This window comes from Burkholderia sp. BCC1208, from assembly GCF_902833095.1.
GTDB lineage: Bacteria > Pseudomonadota > Gammaproteobacteria > Burkholderiales > Burkholderiaceae > Burkholderia.
Map to the genome: position 1 here is coordinate 300,692 of NZ_CADFDY010000007.1, position 13,936 is coordinate 314,627.

The following is a 13,936-nucleotide window of genomic DNA, read 5'->3' on the forward strand; positions in this document are numbered from 1 at the left end:
ACGTGCATGCGCTCGGCCCCGGCGACGACGTGCTTCGCGAATGGGCCGACGCCGGGCTCGCGCTGCTGGGTCTAGCGAAAGCAGATCGACGGACAGTGCCGATGCGTGGCGAGCCGAACGAACGCAAGCCTCACACCGCAAACCGCTCGCTCGCGAACTGCGCATCCGGCACGCCCGCGGCAATCGCCGCATCACGCGCCGCCTGCACGAGCGGCGGCGGCCCGCACACGTAGATATCCGGCGACGCCCCCGCTTCTTCGAGCGCCGCGCGCAACGCGTCGACCGGCGTGCCGCGATAGCCGCCCCACTCCCCGCCCGGCCGCCATACGCACAGCTCGACGCGCAACTGCGGCAGCTCCGCCTGCAAGCGCGCCAGCTCGTCGAGCATGAACAGTTCGCTTTCCTGATTGACGCCGAAGAACAGTCGCGCGTCCGCCGTCTCCTGATAATCGGCCATGCGTCGCAACATCGACAGGATCGGCGCGAGCCCCGTGCCGCCGGCGACGAGCCAGCGTGGCCGCAGGCTATCCGCGAACATCCCGAAGCCGCCCATCGGCACACGGACGGTCAGCGGATCGCCCGGCCGCGCCCGCTCGCGCAGGTAGGTCGAAAACCATCCGCCAACCCGCAGCCGGATCAGGAATTCGAGGCGACCGTCCCAGTTGCTCGTGTTCGCCAGCGAATACGGGCGGCGCAGGCCGCTGCCCGGCACCTCCAGCTCCGCGAACTGGCCGGGCTCGAACTCCACGGCCGAACCGGAAGCGTCGTCGGGCTGGACCTGCAGCTCGATGCGCATCGTGTCGGCCGCGACCGTCTCGAGCGCCGCGATCCGCGCGGTGCGCACGGGCACCGGATGCAGCAGCACCTTGGTCCGGTCATACGGCGCGGCGATGCGCAGATCGCCGCGCGGCGTGGTCCGGCACAGCAGGACCGCACCGCGCTGGCCGGCGGGCAGCACGCCCGCGCTGTCGGGCTGCATCTCGTACGCGCCGTCGACGACGGTCGCCTGGCATGCGCCGCAGCTTCCGCGCCGGCATTGCGACGGCAGCGTGATGTCGGCGTCGGCCGCCGCCGACAGCAGATCCTGTTCGGCCGCGCAACCGAAGCCGAACCGCTCGCCGTCGCGTGTCGTGATCTCGATCCGGTAAGTCATCGAACGGTCCCGGTCAGGCGGCCGTGCGCGCCAGCGACGCAGCAAGGTCGGCGCCGGCGTCGCCGATCGGCTGGATGCCGAACTGTTCGACCAGCACCGCGAGCACGTCCGGCGTGATGAAGGCCGGCAACGTCGGCCCGAGGCGGATGTTGCGCAGGCCGAGCGCGAGCAGCGTCAGCAGCACGGCCGCCGCCTTCTGCTCGAACCACGAGATCACGAGCGACAGCGGCAGGTCGTTCACGCCGCATTCGAACGCGTCGGCGAGCGCCGTGGCGATCCGGATCGCCGAATAGCTGTCGTTGCACTGTCCGACGTCGAGCAGGCGCGGAATGCCGCCGATCTCTCCGAACGCATGCCGGTTGAACCGGTACTTGTTGCAGCCGAGCGTCATCACCACCGTGTCGTCGGGCGCCTGCTCCGCGAACTCGGTGTAGTAGTTGCGGCCCGGCGCCGCGCCGTCGCAGCCGCCGATCAGGAAGAAATGGCGGATCCGGCCGGCCTTCACCGCATCGATGACCTGGTCCGCGACGCCGAGCACCGCATGGCGGCCGAAGCCGACGGTGATCGTCTCCTGCGGCGCGGTGGCCGGGAAACCGGGCAGCGCCTGCGCGGCGCGGATCAGCATCGAGAAATCGTGATGCTCGAGATGGCGCACGCCCGGCCAGCCGACCGGCCCTGTCGTGAAGATCCGCTGCCGGTATTGCGCCATCGGCTCGATGATGCAGTTGGACGTCATCAGGATCGGCCCGGGGAAATGCGCGAAGTCGCTCTGCTGGTCCTGCCACGCGCCGCCGTAGTTGCCGACGAGATGCGGAAAAGCCTTGAGCGCCGGATACGCGTGGGCCGGCAGCATTTCGCCGTGCGTGTACACATGGATACCGGTGCCGGCCGTCTGTTCGAGCAGCGCGTGTAAATCGCCGAGATCGTGGCCCGACACGAGGATCGCCTTGCCCGCGACCGGCGACACGCGCACGGCCGTCGGTTGCTGCGCCCCGAAACGGCCGGTGTTCGCGCCGTCGAGCAGTTCCATCACCGTCAGGTTCAGTCGGCCAAGTTCGAGAGCCTGGGCGAGTAGCGCGTCGACGTCGTCGGGTTCGCTGGCGAGAAACGCGAGCGCCGCTTCGACGCCTTCGTAGATGTCGTCGCGCTCGTAGCCGAGCACCCGCGCATGATGCGCATACGCACACACGCCCTTCAGCCCGTACAGCACCAGCGCGCGCAGGCCGACGATGTCCGCGCCTGCGTCGTCGAGCCCCTTGTCCACCCCGACGGTGGCCGCCTGCGCGAGCAGGCCGGTCAAATCGGCCGCCGGCTGCCACGTCGCCGGCCCCTGCGGTGCCGGCACGATCGTTCCGGCCGCGCGCGCGTGCGCTTCGCATAGCGCCTTCACGCGGTCGCGCGTCTGCGCTGCTTCACGCAGCAGCGCGACGAAACGCGCCGCGTGGAAATTCACGTTGGTCAGCGTCGTGAACATCGCGTACAGCACGAACCGGTCCGCGTCGCGATGGGGCTTGCCCGCCGCCCGCGCGATCGCGCCGTATTGCGCGACGCCCTTCACCGCATGGATCAGCAGGTCCTGCAGATCGGCCGTCGTTGCATCCTTGCCGCAGTTGCCTTTCGTCGACGCGCAACCGGGCCGTGCGCCGGTCCGGTCGGTCTGTTCGCATTGGTAGCAAAACACGGTGCTCTCCTTTCTCGATCATGGGGGCGCGGATCGGCGCGACGGCGGCGGAACGCAGGTTCCTTGCCGCCGGGCATCTCGCCCGCTTCAAGATGCGTGTTTCATGCATCTTTTTCATGATGTTTCGGCGCGCCTTTCGCTGCCGTGATGCAGATCAACAAACGGCACGCACGCGGTGAGGCAACTTGTCGCTACGACCGCTCGCCGGCCTCGGTTGCGGGTTCGTTGTCGTTGCCGTCGCCGTTCTCCTCGCCGGCATCCGCGCATTCGATGCCCCAGTCGCCGTACCGGTACCAGTCGTCGCCGAGCAGTTCGCTCGGGTGCTGCGTGCGGCTGGAGCCGTTGCCGCAACGCATCGCGTGGGTCGGACAGTAGTTGTCGCATCCCCAGCAGATCCGCTCCGGATGGACGGGATGCAGCGGAAACTTCTTGGCCATGACGAGTCGTCCTCCCGGTGTCGTGTCGTGCGTAACCGTTCGACTCTAGTTCACCGGCGCAACGAGCCCCCTGCGGCATGGTTTCGCACCGGCTGTCGCCCGTCGGCTAGGCATGCGGACGCGATTGGTCTAGTCTGCACGGTATTGCGCGACGCAAGCCGCCTCAACCCGAATTCCGTGTGATGACGACCATTCCGAACCGACGATCCCGCCTGCGCGGCGGCCTGCTTGGCGTGCTGTACGGCGAACAGGCGTTGCCCGATCGATGGATCGCGACGCTGCGCGGGAAAGAGACGGTCGAGGACTGGCTCGCGAAGTTGTGAATACAACCTCACAGGCCGGCCGCCCAAAGCAAAAAGACCCGGCCCACATCGGCCGGGTCTTTCCGTTCACTTCATCCGCCGCGGCGGAGTGCGCTTACGCCTCCAGCGCCTCCAGCACCTTCCCCTTCGTCTCGATCCCGACGAAGTGCACGGTCAGCGCCGCGATCAGCGGCACGACGCCGATCAGGTAGAACGCCGGCGCGAGGTTCCCGCCGATGATCGCGTGCGGCACGACCATCGGCGCGACGAACGACGCGATCTTCAGCCACGCGCTGCCGAGTCCGCAGCCCGACGCGCGGATGCTCGTCGGATACTGCTCCGGCGTATAGACGTATGCGGTAATGAATCCCGACGCCATCAGCCCGAGCGACAGCGAGCAGAAGATCGCGACCACATACACCGACGACGCGTGATAGATGCCGGCGAGCGCCAGCGACAGCGCGCACAGCACGAACGACCACACGATCACCGGCTTGCGGCCGAGCTTGTCGACCAGCAGCGCGGAGGCCAGCGACCCGAGCACGCCCATCACCGAGCCGATCACCGCGAGGTTCAGCGCGAGCTGCAGCGGCGCGTGATAGAAGTTCTTGTAGATCGTCGGCAGCCACGTGGACAGCCCGTACTGGATGAACCCGCAGGTCGCCCACAACGTCGCCACCGCGAGCGTGCGCTTGCGATAGGCGGCGCTGAACAGGTCGCTCATCCTGCGCTTCGGATGCTGGCGCACCATCTCGTCGAACGCGGCCACCTGCGTGACCGGCGGCAACTCGCCGCGCACCGATCCTTCGAACACGCCGACCGCGTGCCCGGCTTCCGCGAGACGCCCGCGCGACGCGAGCCAGCGCGGCGATTCCGGCACGAGGCGCGTGAGCACGAGCGACAGGATCAGCGGCAGCCCGCCGACGAAGTACATGATTTCCCAGCCGAAGCGCGGCACGAGCCATGCGCCGAGCGCCATCGATACCAGCAGGCCGATCGGGAACACGATCTCGTACAGCAGCACGAAGCGGCCGCGGCCATGCGCGCGCGTGATTTCGTTGATGTACGTGGCCGCGACCGGCAACTCGCCGCCGAGCCCGAGCCCCTGCAGGATCCGCAGCAGCACGAACACCTCGAACGTCGGCGCGAAGCCGCACGCGATGCTCGTGATGCCGATCACGGCCGAACTCCACGCGATGGCCTTCACGCGGCCATGCTTTTCCGCGAGCGCGGGAAACAGGAATGCGCCGATCAGCTGGCCGATCGCGCCGGACGCGATCAGCATGCCGATCTGCGTCGGCGACAGCCCCCATTTGTGAATCAGCAGCGGCAGCGTCGCCGCGATCGTGATCACGTCGAAGCCGTCGAAGAACGTCGCGGCGCCGATCAGCACGCGTGCGCGGATCTGCATCGCGTTGGCCGGAAGCCGCTCGAGCCGCGCGATGATCGCGCCGGGCGTGGAAGCGGCAGCTTCCATCGTGGCCCTGCCGGCCACGACGTTGTCGAAAGTGCTCATGCGGGGTGTCTCCTGGATCTCTTTCCGGTCGGGCCGGTTCAGGCAAGCGCTTGGGTCGTGTCTGCCAGGGCTTCCGTATCCACTGCCCGGCCCTGATTCATCCACTTGCGCGCGAGCTTCAGCTCACGCGCGTTGTTCACGGCGATGACACCTCTCACATGCCCGTCGCCAACGAAAAACAGCGTCGCACGGCGCGCGGCGAGATCGCCGCGCACGACGAGCTGCGCATCGGCCGGCAGATCCCCGAGGATCTGCAGGTTCACGTCGTACTGATCGGACCAGAACCACGGAATCTCCGCGTACGGCGCGCGCACGCCGAGCACGGCTTTCGCGGCCGCGATCGCCTGGTTCTGCGCGTTCGCCCACGATTCGAGCCGCACGCGCCGCTTCAGCCAGCCGTTGTGATGGTTCGCGACGTCGCCGCACGCGAAGATCGCGGGGTCGCTGGTCGCGCCGTATTCGTCGACGACGATGCCGTCGTCGACCGCGAGCCCCGCGTCGCTCGCCAGCGACGCATTCAGCGCGAGACCGATGCCGGCCACCGCGAAATCGGCGTCGATCGTCGTGCCGTCGGCGAGCGTCGCGCGCACCTTCGACGCGTCGTCCGGCTGCGGGCCGAGCGACGCGAGCGCCGCGCCCATGCGCACGTCGACACCGTTCGAACGATGCAGGTCGAGCAGGAAGTCGGACACGATTTGCGGCACCGAACGCCCGCACAGCCGCGGCGCGCCTTCGACCACGACGGCGTCGACGCCGAGCTTGCGCGCGGTCGCCGCGACTTCGAGGCCGATCCAGCCGCCGCCGATCACGAGCACGCGGCGGCTCGCCCGCAGCTTCTCGCCGAGCGCGGCCGCTTCGTCGAGCGTGCGCAGATAGTGCAGGTTCGGCGTGTTGACGAGCGCATCGGGCAAGCGGCGCGACGTGCCGCCGGTCGCGATCACGAGCCGGTCGTATTCGATCTCGCGGCCGCTTTCGGTCTTTACCACGCGGCGCGTGCGGTCGATCGACGCCGCGCGTTCCGGTTGCCATGCCTCGACGTTCAGCGCGTCGAATTCGTCCGGCCGCACGACGCGCACGGTGTCGATATCGGCGTCGCCGGCCAGCACGGCCTTCGACAGCGGCGGACGCTCGTACGGCAGGTGCGGCTCGTCGGCGATCATCACGAGACGGCCCGCATACCCTTGCGCGCGCAACGTCTTCAACACCCAGCCGGCGGCCTGGCCGCCGCCGATCACGACGACCGTGCCCGGCGCGGGCTGCGCGGGCGTATTCGCTTCGGTCATGATTTGCGCTCCGTCATGAACTTGCCTTCCGGCGCCTTCGCGTTCTTCTGCCGGCGCGTGTTGCCGTCGAGGCCGCCGTCGACGGCCCACTCGGCGAACACGGTCGGGCCCGGTTCGAATTCGCGCGGTTGCCATTCGGGCGTCAGCACGTCCTCGTCCGCGTAGTACTCGATCAGCGCGCCGGCCGGATTCTGGAAGTACCAGAAGTACGCGGACGACACCGGGTGACGCCCCGGGCCGAGTTGCGTTTCCCAGCCGCAGCGGTCGATGTGCATGCCGCCGCCGAACACTTCGTGGATGTCGCGCACGGTGAACGCGACGTGATTCAGGCCGCGTTTGCCGTTCGGCAGCGCGAGCAGGAACAGGTCGTGATGGCCGCCGTGCGGCGCGCAACGCATGAACGCGCCGCGGCCCGGATAACGGTCCGACGTCTCGAAGCCGAGCAGCTCGTGATAGAACCTTTCCTGCGCGTCGAGGCAGTTCGTGAAGAACACGACGTGCCCGACCTCCACCGGCTCCGCGCGTGCATAGATCGGGCTCGGCTGGTCCACGCGCAGCGTCTGGCCCCAGACGTTCGACGGCGAGCCCGCGATGTCGAGTGCGCGCTTGCGCGTGACTTCGACGCGGATCGCCATCCCGTTCGGGTCGATGCAGCCCACCGCATCGGCATGTGCGTAGTAGCCCGGCTGGCCGGCGAACCTGTCGCGCAGCACGTCGAGTTCCTGTTGCGTCGCGACGCCCCACGTGACTTCCCGCAGCGTCGGGCCCGCTTCGAACGCGGGCGGCAGCGACGGATCGTCGGCTTTCACGACCAGCACGGTGCAACCGTTCAGCGTCTCGAAGCGCGCACGCGTGTCGTCGTGCGCGACTTCCTTCAGCCCCCAGTCGGCGAAAAAGCGCCGGCACGTCGCGAGGTCGTCGACACCGTACGTGATCTGCTCGATACCCAAGATGCTCATTGCGTCATTCCTTTTCGCTCAGTTCGCCCACGGCAGCGGCGCGTCGTTCAAGCCCCAGTAGAGGCTCTTCTGCTGCATGTACTCGCGGATACCGAGACGCCCCTTCTCGCGCCCCATCCCGCTCTCCTTCCACCCCGAGAACGGCGTGGAGATCGAGAACAGCTTGTACGTGTTGATCCAGACGGTGCCCGTCTCCAGCGCACGGGCGATACGCCACGCGCGCTTGTAGTCGCGCGTCCAGATGCCGGCCGCCAGCCCGAACACGCTATCGTTCGCCTGCGCGATCAACGACGCTTCGTCGTCGAACGGCATCGCCACCAGCACCGGCCCGAAAATTTCTTCCTGGCAGATGCGCGCGCTGTTCGGCAAGCCTTCGAGAATCGTCGGCTGATAGAAGAAACCGTTCTCGCGCCCATCGCCCGCCGGCCGCTCGCCGCCGCACAGCAGGCGGCCGCCTTCTTCCAGCCCGAGCGCGACGTAGCGTTCGACCGATTCGCGATGCTTCGCGGTGATCAGCGGGCCCATCTGCGTGTCGGGCCGCGTCGGGTCGCCCACGCGCAGCTTGCGTGCACCGGCCACCAGACGCTTCATGAATTCTTCGTACACCGAACGGTGCACGAACAGCCGCGAACCGGCGATGCACGCTTCACCCGACGAGCTGAAGATGCCGTACAGCACGCCGTTGACCGCGTGATCGAGATCGGCGTCGTCGCACACGATCGTCGGCGACTTGCCGCCGAGTTCGAGCGACACCGGCATCAGCTTCTCGGCCGCGATGCGCGCGATGCCGCGGCCCACTTCGGTGCCGCCGGTGAACGACACCTTCTTCACGAGCGGATGACGCACGAGCACGTCGCCGATCACCGAGCCCTTGCCCGGCAGCACGCTCAGCACGCCCTTCGGCACGCCGGCTTCCTCGCAGATGCGCGCCAGCGCGAGCGACACGAGCGGCGTGACCTCGGCCGGCTTGAGCACCACCGCGTTGCCGCCGGCCAGCGCCGGCGCGAGCTTCTGCGCGTCGGACGCGATCGGCGAATTCCACGGTGTGATCGCCGCGATCACGCCGATCGGCTCGTACACGCTCATCGTCAGGTAGTCGCCGCGCGACGGCGTCAGTTCCTCGTCGAGCGTTTCGAGGCAGGCCGCGAAATAGCGGAACGTGTTCGCGGCGCTGGCCACCAGCACGCGCGTCTCGCCGATCGGCTTGCCGTTGTCGCGGCGCTGCAGGTTCGCGAGCGCCTCGTGGCGCTGCATGATGAGATCCGCGATGCGGTACAGCACCTGCGCGCGCTGGTGCGGCTTCAGCCCGGCCCAGTTGGCGCGGCGCCATGCGGCGTCGGCCGCCACGACGGCGTCGGCCGCGTCTTCCGCGTTCGCCGTGGATACTTCCATGTTCAGCGACTGGTCGGCCGGATAGATGCTCGCGTAAGGCGCGCCACGGCCGCGCCGCCACTCGCCGCCGATCAGGATGTCGCCGTTGGGTACGAGGCTCGTATCGAAAGGAGTCATGTCACAAGTCCACAAATCTGTCTCTGCACATCCGCCCTCGCCGTGGCGCGGGCGGACGCTCGATGGTCCGGTCAGATCACGCAGCGGGCCGCGCGGTTGCGCAGCGCGCGAATCGCGCTGTACGCCGTCAGCGCGGACGTCTTCGGGTTGTCGGGCAACGGCTTGCCGCTCATTTCCAGCGACATCTCGCCAAATGCGCCCCGCGCGGTGATGCGGTGCACGTTGCGCGCGATCGCCGGATCGGCGATCAGGCGCACGTGCGTCGCGTCGAGGCCGAGGCCCGCGAGCGCAACCGTCGCCGCGACGTTCGCGTTCTTCGGGTACAGCCGCGCGGCATCGCGCGCAGTGCCTTCGAAAATCACCATTTCCTCGGTCATCGCGCGCAGGTCGCACAATTCCTCGGCTGGCGTGCCGAGCCAGCCGAGCGGCGGCTTGCGCCCGACGTACAGCACTTCGTCGAGGCCGCCCTGCTTCGCGGACGCCAGCGCGTCGATGCCGCCGATCGCGCCGGACAGCAGCGTCACCGTCGTGCCGCCTTCGTCGGCCGCTCGCGACAGCACGTCGAGCAGCGCGAGATCGGACAGCGCGCCGATCGATGCGACCGCGCAGTCGGTGCCGGCCTTCAGCAGCGGCACGACGTGATCGACGAGCGCGCTGTGGCCCGCGCATTCGAGCGCGAACTCGGGGCGACGGGCCAGCGCGTCGACCGACGACACGACCTCCACCGCGCCGCCGAGCTCGCGCTGAACCGCCGCGCGCTGGTGTTCCGGCACGATCACGTGCGCGACGCGCAGCGACGCATCGTGCTCGACCGCGTGGTACACGGCCGCGCCGATCGCGCCGAAGCCGATCATCGCGATGTCGACGGGTGCGTCGGCCCGCTTTTGCCCGTTACGCATACTGGCGCTCCGTCGGCGCTTCCTTCTTCACCGGCGGGCCCGCGAATGCCGACGCGAACGAGCCGACCGACAGCATGTCGACCTCGACCATCACCGGCCCTTCCTTCGCGATCCCTTCGCGCACGATCGCCTCGGCCTGGTCGAGCGACGTGATCCGGTAGTGCGTGAGGCCGAAGCTCGCGCAGAACTGCGCGAAATCGGGCTGGTGCAGCTGCACGAAGCAGCGGCGGCCGCCGTAGTGCGCGTCCTGGATGTTGCGGATCACGCCGTAGCACTGGTCGTTCATCAGCACGATCATCACGTTCGCGTTTTCCTGCACGGCCGTCACGAGCTCGCCGACGTTGACCATCAGGCCGCCGTCGCCGACGAGGCAGACCGTCTTCGCCGCGGCGCCCGCGAGCGCCGCGCCGATGCCCATCTGGATGCCCTGGCCGATGCCGCCGCCGAGCGCATGCACGCCCGAGCGCGGCTCGAAGATCTTCAGCAGGCGGTTGCCCCACGTGCTGTTCGAGATCGTCACGTCGCGCACCCAGTTGTAGTCGCGGCCCACCGCGCCCTGCAGCGTGTCGACGAGCTTCTTGTATGGCCCGAGGCCCTTCGCCACGTCGGCCACTGCCTCCTCGCGGGCCGCCGCGAGATCGGCCGCGAATTGCGGATCGACCGACAGGCGGCCTTCGAGGCGGTCGGCCAGCTCGGCCAGCACGCGCTTCGAATCGCCATGCACGAACAACGCGTTGCGATAGCCGCGGTTGTCGGCGAGCGCATCGGCATCGACACGGAACAGCGGCTGCGGCAGCGCGAGCTTGTACTTCAGCGTTTCGTTGCCGCGCAGGCGCGAGCCGACCACGACGAGCGCATCGCAGGTCTTGTAGAACGCTTCGATCGACGCGTGCACGTTGAACGCGCCGAGCGTCGCCGGATGATCCTCGGGCAGCACGCCGCGGCCCTGCACGCTCGTCACGACGCCGAAGCCGAGCTTCACGAGGCGTTCGACTTCCGCGCGCGCGTGCCGCGCGCCGCCGCCGAGCCACAGCAGCGGGCGACGCTTGGCCGCGAGTGCGTCGGCGAGCTTCGCGACGCGTGCTTCGTCGTGCTCGCGCACCGCGACGTGTGCGGGTGCGAGGTCTTCCGGCCATTCGATTTCGGCCGCCTGGATGTCGATCGGAATCTCGACGGACACGGGGCCCGTCGGCGCGGTCTGCGCGATGCGCACGGCTTCGCGGATCGTCGGCAGCACGGTTTCGACCGTGCGCACCCGGAACGCGGCCTTCGAGATCGAGTCGAGCATCGACAACTGATCGGGCGCTTCGTGGATGTACGCGAGATCCTGATCGAGGTACGGCGTCTCGATCTGCCCCGTCACGTGCAGCAGCGCGGTGCCGGCCGTCAGCGCCTCGACCATCGCGCCGGCCGCGTTGCCCGCCGCCGTGCCGGTGCTCGTGAACGCGACGCCGAGGCCGCCCGACACGCGGGCCAGCCCGTCGGCCATGTTCAGCGCACCCGCTTCACCGCGCGCACCGACATACCGGATGTTGCCGCGCGAATTGATCGCGTCGAGGATCGGCATGTTGTGGATCGAGATGACACCGAATGCGGTTTTCACGCCGCACTGCTCGAGAAAGGCGGCAATCAGCTCGCCAACCGTGGTTTTTTCAGACATGGCGTGCAAAGCCTCCAGAAACGTCGATATGGCTGCCCGTCGTGTAGGACGACAGATGCGTTGCGAGATAAAAAAGTGCCCAGGCGGCCTCGTCAGGCTTGCCGAAGCGATTCAGCGGAATGTGCTTCTTGCGGGCGAGCGCGCCCGTCCAGTCCTCCCAGCTTTCGCCGGGCTGCGCCTGCGTGTCGTAGCGGCGGCGCCACTGCCCCGACTCGACGATGCCGATCAGGATCGAGTTCACGCGGATCCGCTGCGGCGCCAGTTCGGTCGCGAGCGACTTCACGAGGCTCAGCACGCCGGCGCGCGCCGACGACGTCGCGACCATGTGCGGCTCCGGCTGCAACGCGAGCAGCGAGTTCACGCAGGTGATCGTCGGCGCCTGCGCGTCGCGCAGCAGCGGCAGGAACGCGCGCGTCGGGCGGATGATGCTGAAGTACTTCAGTTCGAGTTCTTCGCGCCACGCGTCGTCGGTCGTATCGGCGAAGGTCGACACGCGGCCCTGGCCGGCGTTGTTGACGAGCATGTCGGCGCGGCCGAAACGCGCGGACACCGCTTGCGCGAATCCGGTCACGTCGGTTTCGTCGAGTACGTTGCAGCGCACGGCCAGCAGTTGCGCATCCGCATACTTGTCGCGAAGCATCGCTTCGGCGCGGGCGAGGCGGTCGCCGTCGCGGCCGCAAATCGCGACCGATGCGCCTGCCTGCAGGAACCGTTCGGCCGTCGCGAGGCCGATGCCGGACGAACCGCCCGTCACCGCCGCCACCTGCCCGGTCAGATCGATCTGGATCATCGGAGTCCTAAAGCCTTGAGAAACGTGTGCTCGTCATCCGAGCGGTAATTGAGCCGCCGCGACAATTCCGCCGCCGCGCGCTGCACCTTGTCGATCAGCCCGTCCGCGATCAGCGCCGCGTCGATCTCCGGACGCGGCACCGTCACCGTGATGCACGCGACGATCCGCTGCGTCTCGTTGCGCACCGGCGCCGTGACGACCGAGATCCCGCGCTCGAACGACGAATTGCTGACGCCGTAGCCGCGCAGCGCATCCTCGCGGATCACTTCGTACAGCGCATCGACCGTTTCCGGCGTCGCGCTCGTCATACGGTTCAGCACGCCTTCCGGATACAGCGCATGCAGCTCCTTCAGCGACAGGTCGCCCATCAGCACGTGGCCGTGCGTCGTCGCATACGCGGGCAGCCGTGTGCCGACGTTCACGCGGATCGAGCTGAACACCGGCGACTGGCTCTGCGCCTTCGCGACGAACACCACGTCGCGGCCGTCGCGGATCACGATGTGCGTCGTGAAGCCGGTCGCATCGCGCAGGCTCTCGATCACCGGCAGGCCGAGATCGGTCAATTCCAGCGAGCTCAGGTATTCGAAGCCGAGCCGCAGCACGGCGATGCCGAGCTTGTAGTTGCGATCCTTGTCCGCGCGTTCGAGAAAGCCGAGCGATTCGAGCGTCTGCAGCAGACGGAACACCGTCGTGCGCGGAATGCCGAGCCGCTTCGACAACTCGGGCGCGCCGAGCACGGGCTCGCGCGGCGAGAATTCGGCGAGGATGCGCAGCCCGCGCTCGAGGCCCGGTACCACGTAGCTGGCCTCGGCCTTCGCGTTTTCGGATTCGTTTTGTTGCAGCGGTTCGCTCATGCCAGCCCCCACTGCTGATCGCATTGCCGGCAGAACGAGTCGATCAGTGCGGAATAAACGGCCGGCGCCTCCACGTAACCCGCATGCCCCGCCTGCGGAATCACCTGCAGCCCGACGTGCGCGGCCGCGGCGATCCGTTCGCACGCGGCAGGCGGCGTGATCGCGTCGTTCGCGCCGACGGCCACGGCCGTGCGGCCGCGGAAGCCGGCGAGATCGGCCGCGAGATCGGCGTTCGCGAGCAGATGCGTGGCCTGCGCGTAGCCGGCCGGCACGATGCGCGCCATGTTCCAGCGCACCCACGCCCGAGCCTCCTCGTTCGCGAAACCCGACAGCATGTTGCCGCTGCGCTGCTCGGCGAGCCCGGCCGGACCGAGTTCGGCGAGCATCGCGAGCCGCGCGTCGCGGCGCGATTCGCGAGTGTCGGCCGGTGCGCTGCCGTAGCCGCCCGCGGGCGACACCAGCAGCAGGCCGGCGATCCGCGCGGGCATCACGCGGGCGAGACCGCCTGCGATGATCGCGCCGAGCGAATGACCGACCAGCACGCAGCGTTCGATGCCGAGTGCCTCGAGCCACGCGTTCAGCGATGCCGCGTAATCGGCGGCGGCGGGCGACGCGCCGTGCACGGGCGTCGACACGCCGTAACCGGGCGCATCCCACGCGAGCACGCGACGCGACGCGCCGAGCGTGTCGAGCTGGCGGACCCACGATGCGGCGCCCGAGCCGATCCCGTGCAGCAGCACGACGGGCAGCGCGCGGCCCGCATGCTGCGCGCCGGCCTCGCGGTAGCCGATCGTGCCCGCCGCGCCGGCTGCGCAACGCTGCTCGGGAAACTGCCCGAGCAGCGCGGCGAATGCCGCGTTGCGGTCGCGTTCACGTTTGTCGATGACACTCAT

13 protein-coding genes are annotated in these 13,936 nt (G+C 68.6%); 1 reads left to right on the top strand and 12 read right to left on the bottom strand.

Features of this window, described 5'->3' with window-relative positions; all coding sequences use genetic code 11:
* Nucleotides 1-130 precede the first annotated feature (130 nt).
* The 3 genes from HWX09_RS18650 to HWX09_RS18660 form a co-directional block, all read right to left on the bottom strand.
* Nucleotides 131-1,153, bottom strand: coding sequence for a 2Fe-2S iron-sulfur cluster binding domain-containing protein (locus HWX09_RS18650; RefSeq protein ID WP_027780942.1), 1,023 nt, complete (start codon nt 1,151-1,153; stop codon nt 131-133).
* 13 nt (nt 1,154-1,166) lie between these two features.
* Complete coding sequence (hcp, locus tag HWX09_RS18655) at nt 1,167-2,834, bottom strand: hydroxylamine reductase (protein ID WP_027780943.1); 1,668 nt, start codon at nt 2,832-2,834, stop codon at nt 1,167-1,169.
* Between the two features lie 191 nt (nt 2,835-3,025).
* Complete coding sequence (locus HWX09_RS18660) at nt 3,026-3,271, bottom strand: DUF3079 domain-containing protein (protein WP_027780944.1); 246 nt, start codon at nt 3,269-3,271, stop codon at nt 3,026-3,028.
* A 182-nt stretch (nt 3,272-3,453) separates the two neighbouring features.
* On the opposite strand from HWX09_RS18660, the gene HWX09_RS18665 reads away from it, so the two are divergent.
* Nucleotides 3,454-3,594 (top strand): hypothetical protein, encoded by a 141-nt coding sequence (locus tag HWX09_RS18665; RefSeq protein ID WP_155257266.1) that lies wholly within the window; start codon nt 3,454-3,456, stop codon nt 3,592-3,594.
* A 94-nt stretch (nt 3,595-3,688) separates the two neighbouring features.
* Here HWX09_RS18665 and HWX09_RS18670 read toward each other — a convergent pair whose 3' ends face one another.
* From HWX09_RS18670 to HWX09_RS18710, 9 genes are all read right to left on the bottom strand, one after another.
* Nucleotides 3,689-5,089 (bottom strand): MFS transporter, encoded by a 1,401-nt coding sequence (locus tag HWX09_RS18670; protein ID WP_027780945.1) that lies wholly within the window; start codon nt 5,087-5,089, stop codon nt 3,689-3,691.
* Between the two features lie 38 nt (nt 5,090-5,127).
* Entirely contained in the window at nt 5,128-6,372 is a 1,245-nt protein-coding gene (locus HWX09_RS18675; RefSeq protein ID WP_027780946.1) for an FAD-dependent oxidoreductase, read from the bottom strand.
* On the bottom strand, nt 6,369-7,331 hold the full coding sequence (locus HWX09_RS18680; RefSeq protein WP_027780947.1) for a VOC family protein: 963 nt from the start codon (nt 7,329-7,331) through the stop codon (nt 6,369-6,371). Before HWX09_RS18680 ends, HWX09_RS18675 begins: the two co-directional genes overlap by 4 nt.
* 18 nt (nt 7,332-7,349) lie before the next feature.
* On the bottom strand, nt 7,350-8,840 hold the full coding sequence (locus HWX09_RS18685; protein WP_027780948.1) for an aldehyde dehydrogenase: 1,491 nt from the start codon (nt 8,838-8,840) through the stop codon (nt 7,350-7,352).
* Between the two features lie 71 nt (nt 8,841-8,911).
* A complete protein-coding gene (locus tag HWX09_RS18690) occupies nt 8,912-9,739 on the bottom strand; it encodes an aspartate dehydrogenase (RefSeq protein ID WP_027780949.1) in 828 nt (275 codons plus the stop codon).
* Nucleotides 9,732-11,399 (bottom strand): thiamine pyrophosphate-binding protein, encoded by a 1,668-nt coding sequence (locus tag HWX09_RS18695; protein ID WP_027780950.1) that lies wholly within the window; start codon nt 11,397-11,399, stop codon nt 9,732-9,734. The genes HWX09_RS18690 and HWX09_RS18695 overlap by 8 nt, the downstream gene beginning before the upstream one ends.
* On the bottom strand, nt 11,392-12,189 hold the full coding sequence (locus HWX09_RS18700; RefSeq protein ID WP_027780951.1) for an SDR family oxidoreductase: 798 nt from the start codon (nt 12,187-12,189) through the stop codon (nt 11,392-11,394). Before HWX09_RS18700 ends, HWX09_RS18695 begins: the two co-directional genes overlap by 8 nt.
* Nucleotides 12,186-13,043, bottom strand: coding sequence for an IclR family transcriptional regulator (locus HWX09_RS18705; protein ID WP_027780952.1), 858 nt, complete (start codon nt 13,041-13,043; stop codon nt 12,186-12,188). Before HWX09_RS18705 ends, HWX09_RS18700 begins: the two co-directional genes overlap by 4 nt.
* Nucleotides 13,040-13,936: an alpha/beta fold hydrolase gene (locus tag HWX09_RS18710; RefSeq protein WP_027780953.1), complete on the bottom strand. Its 897-nt coding sequence runs from the start codon at nt 13,934-13,936 to the stop codon at nt 13,040-13,042. The genes HWX09_RS18705 and HWX09_RS18710 overlap by 4 nt, the downstream gene beginning before the upstream one ends.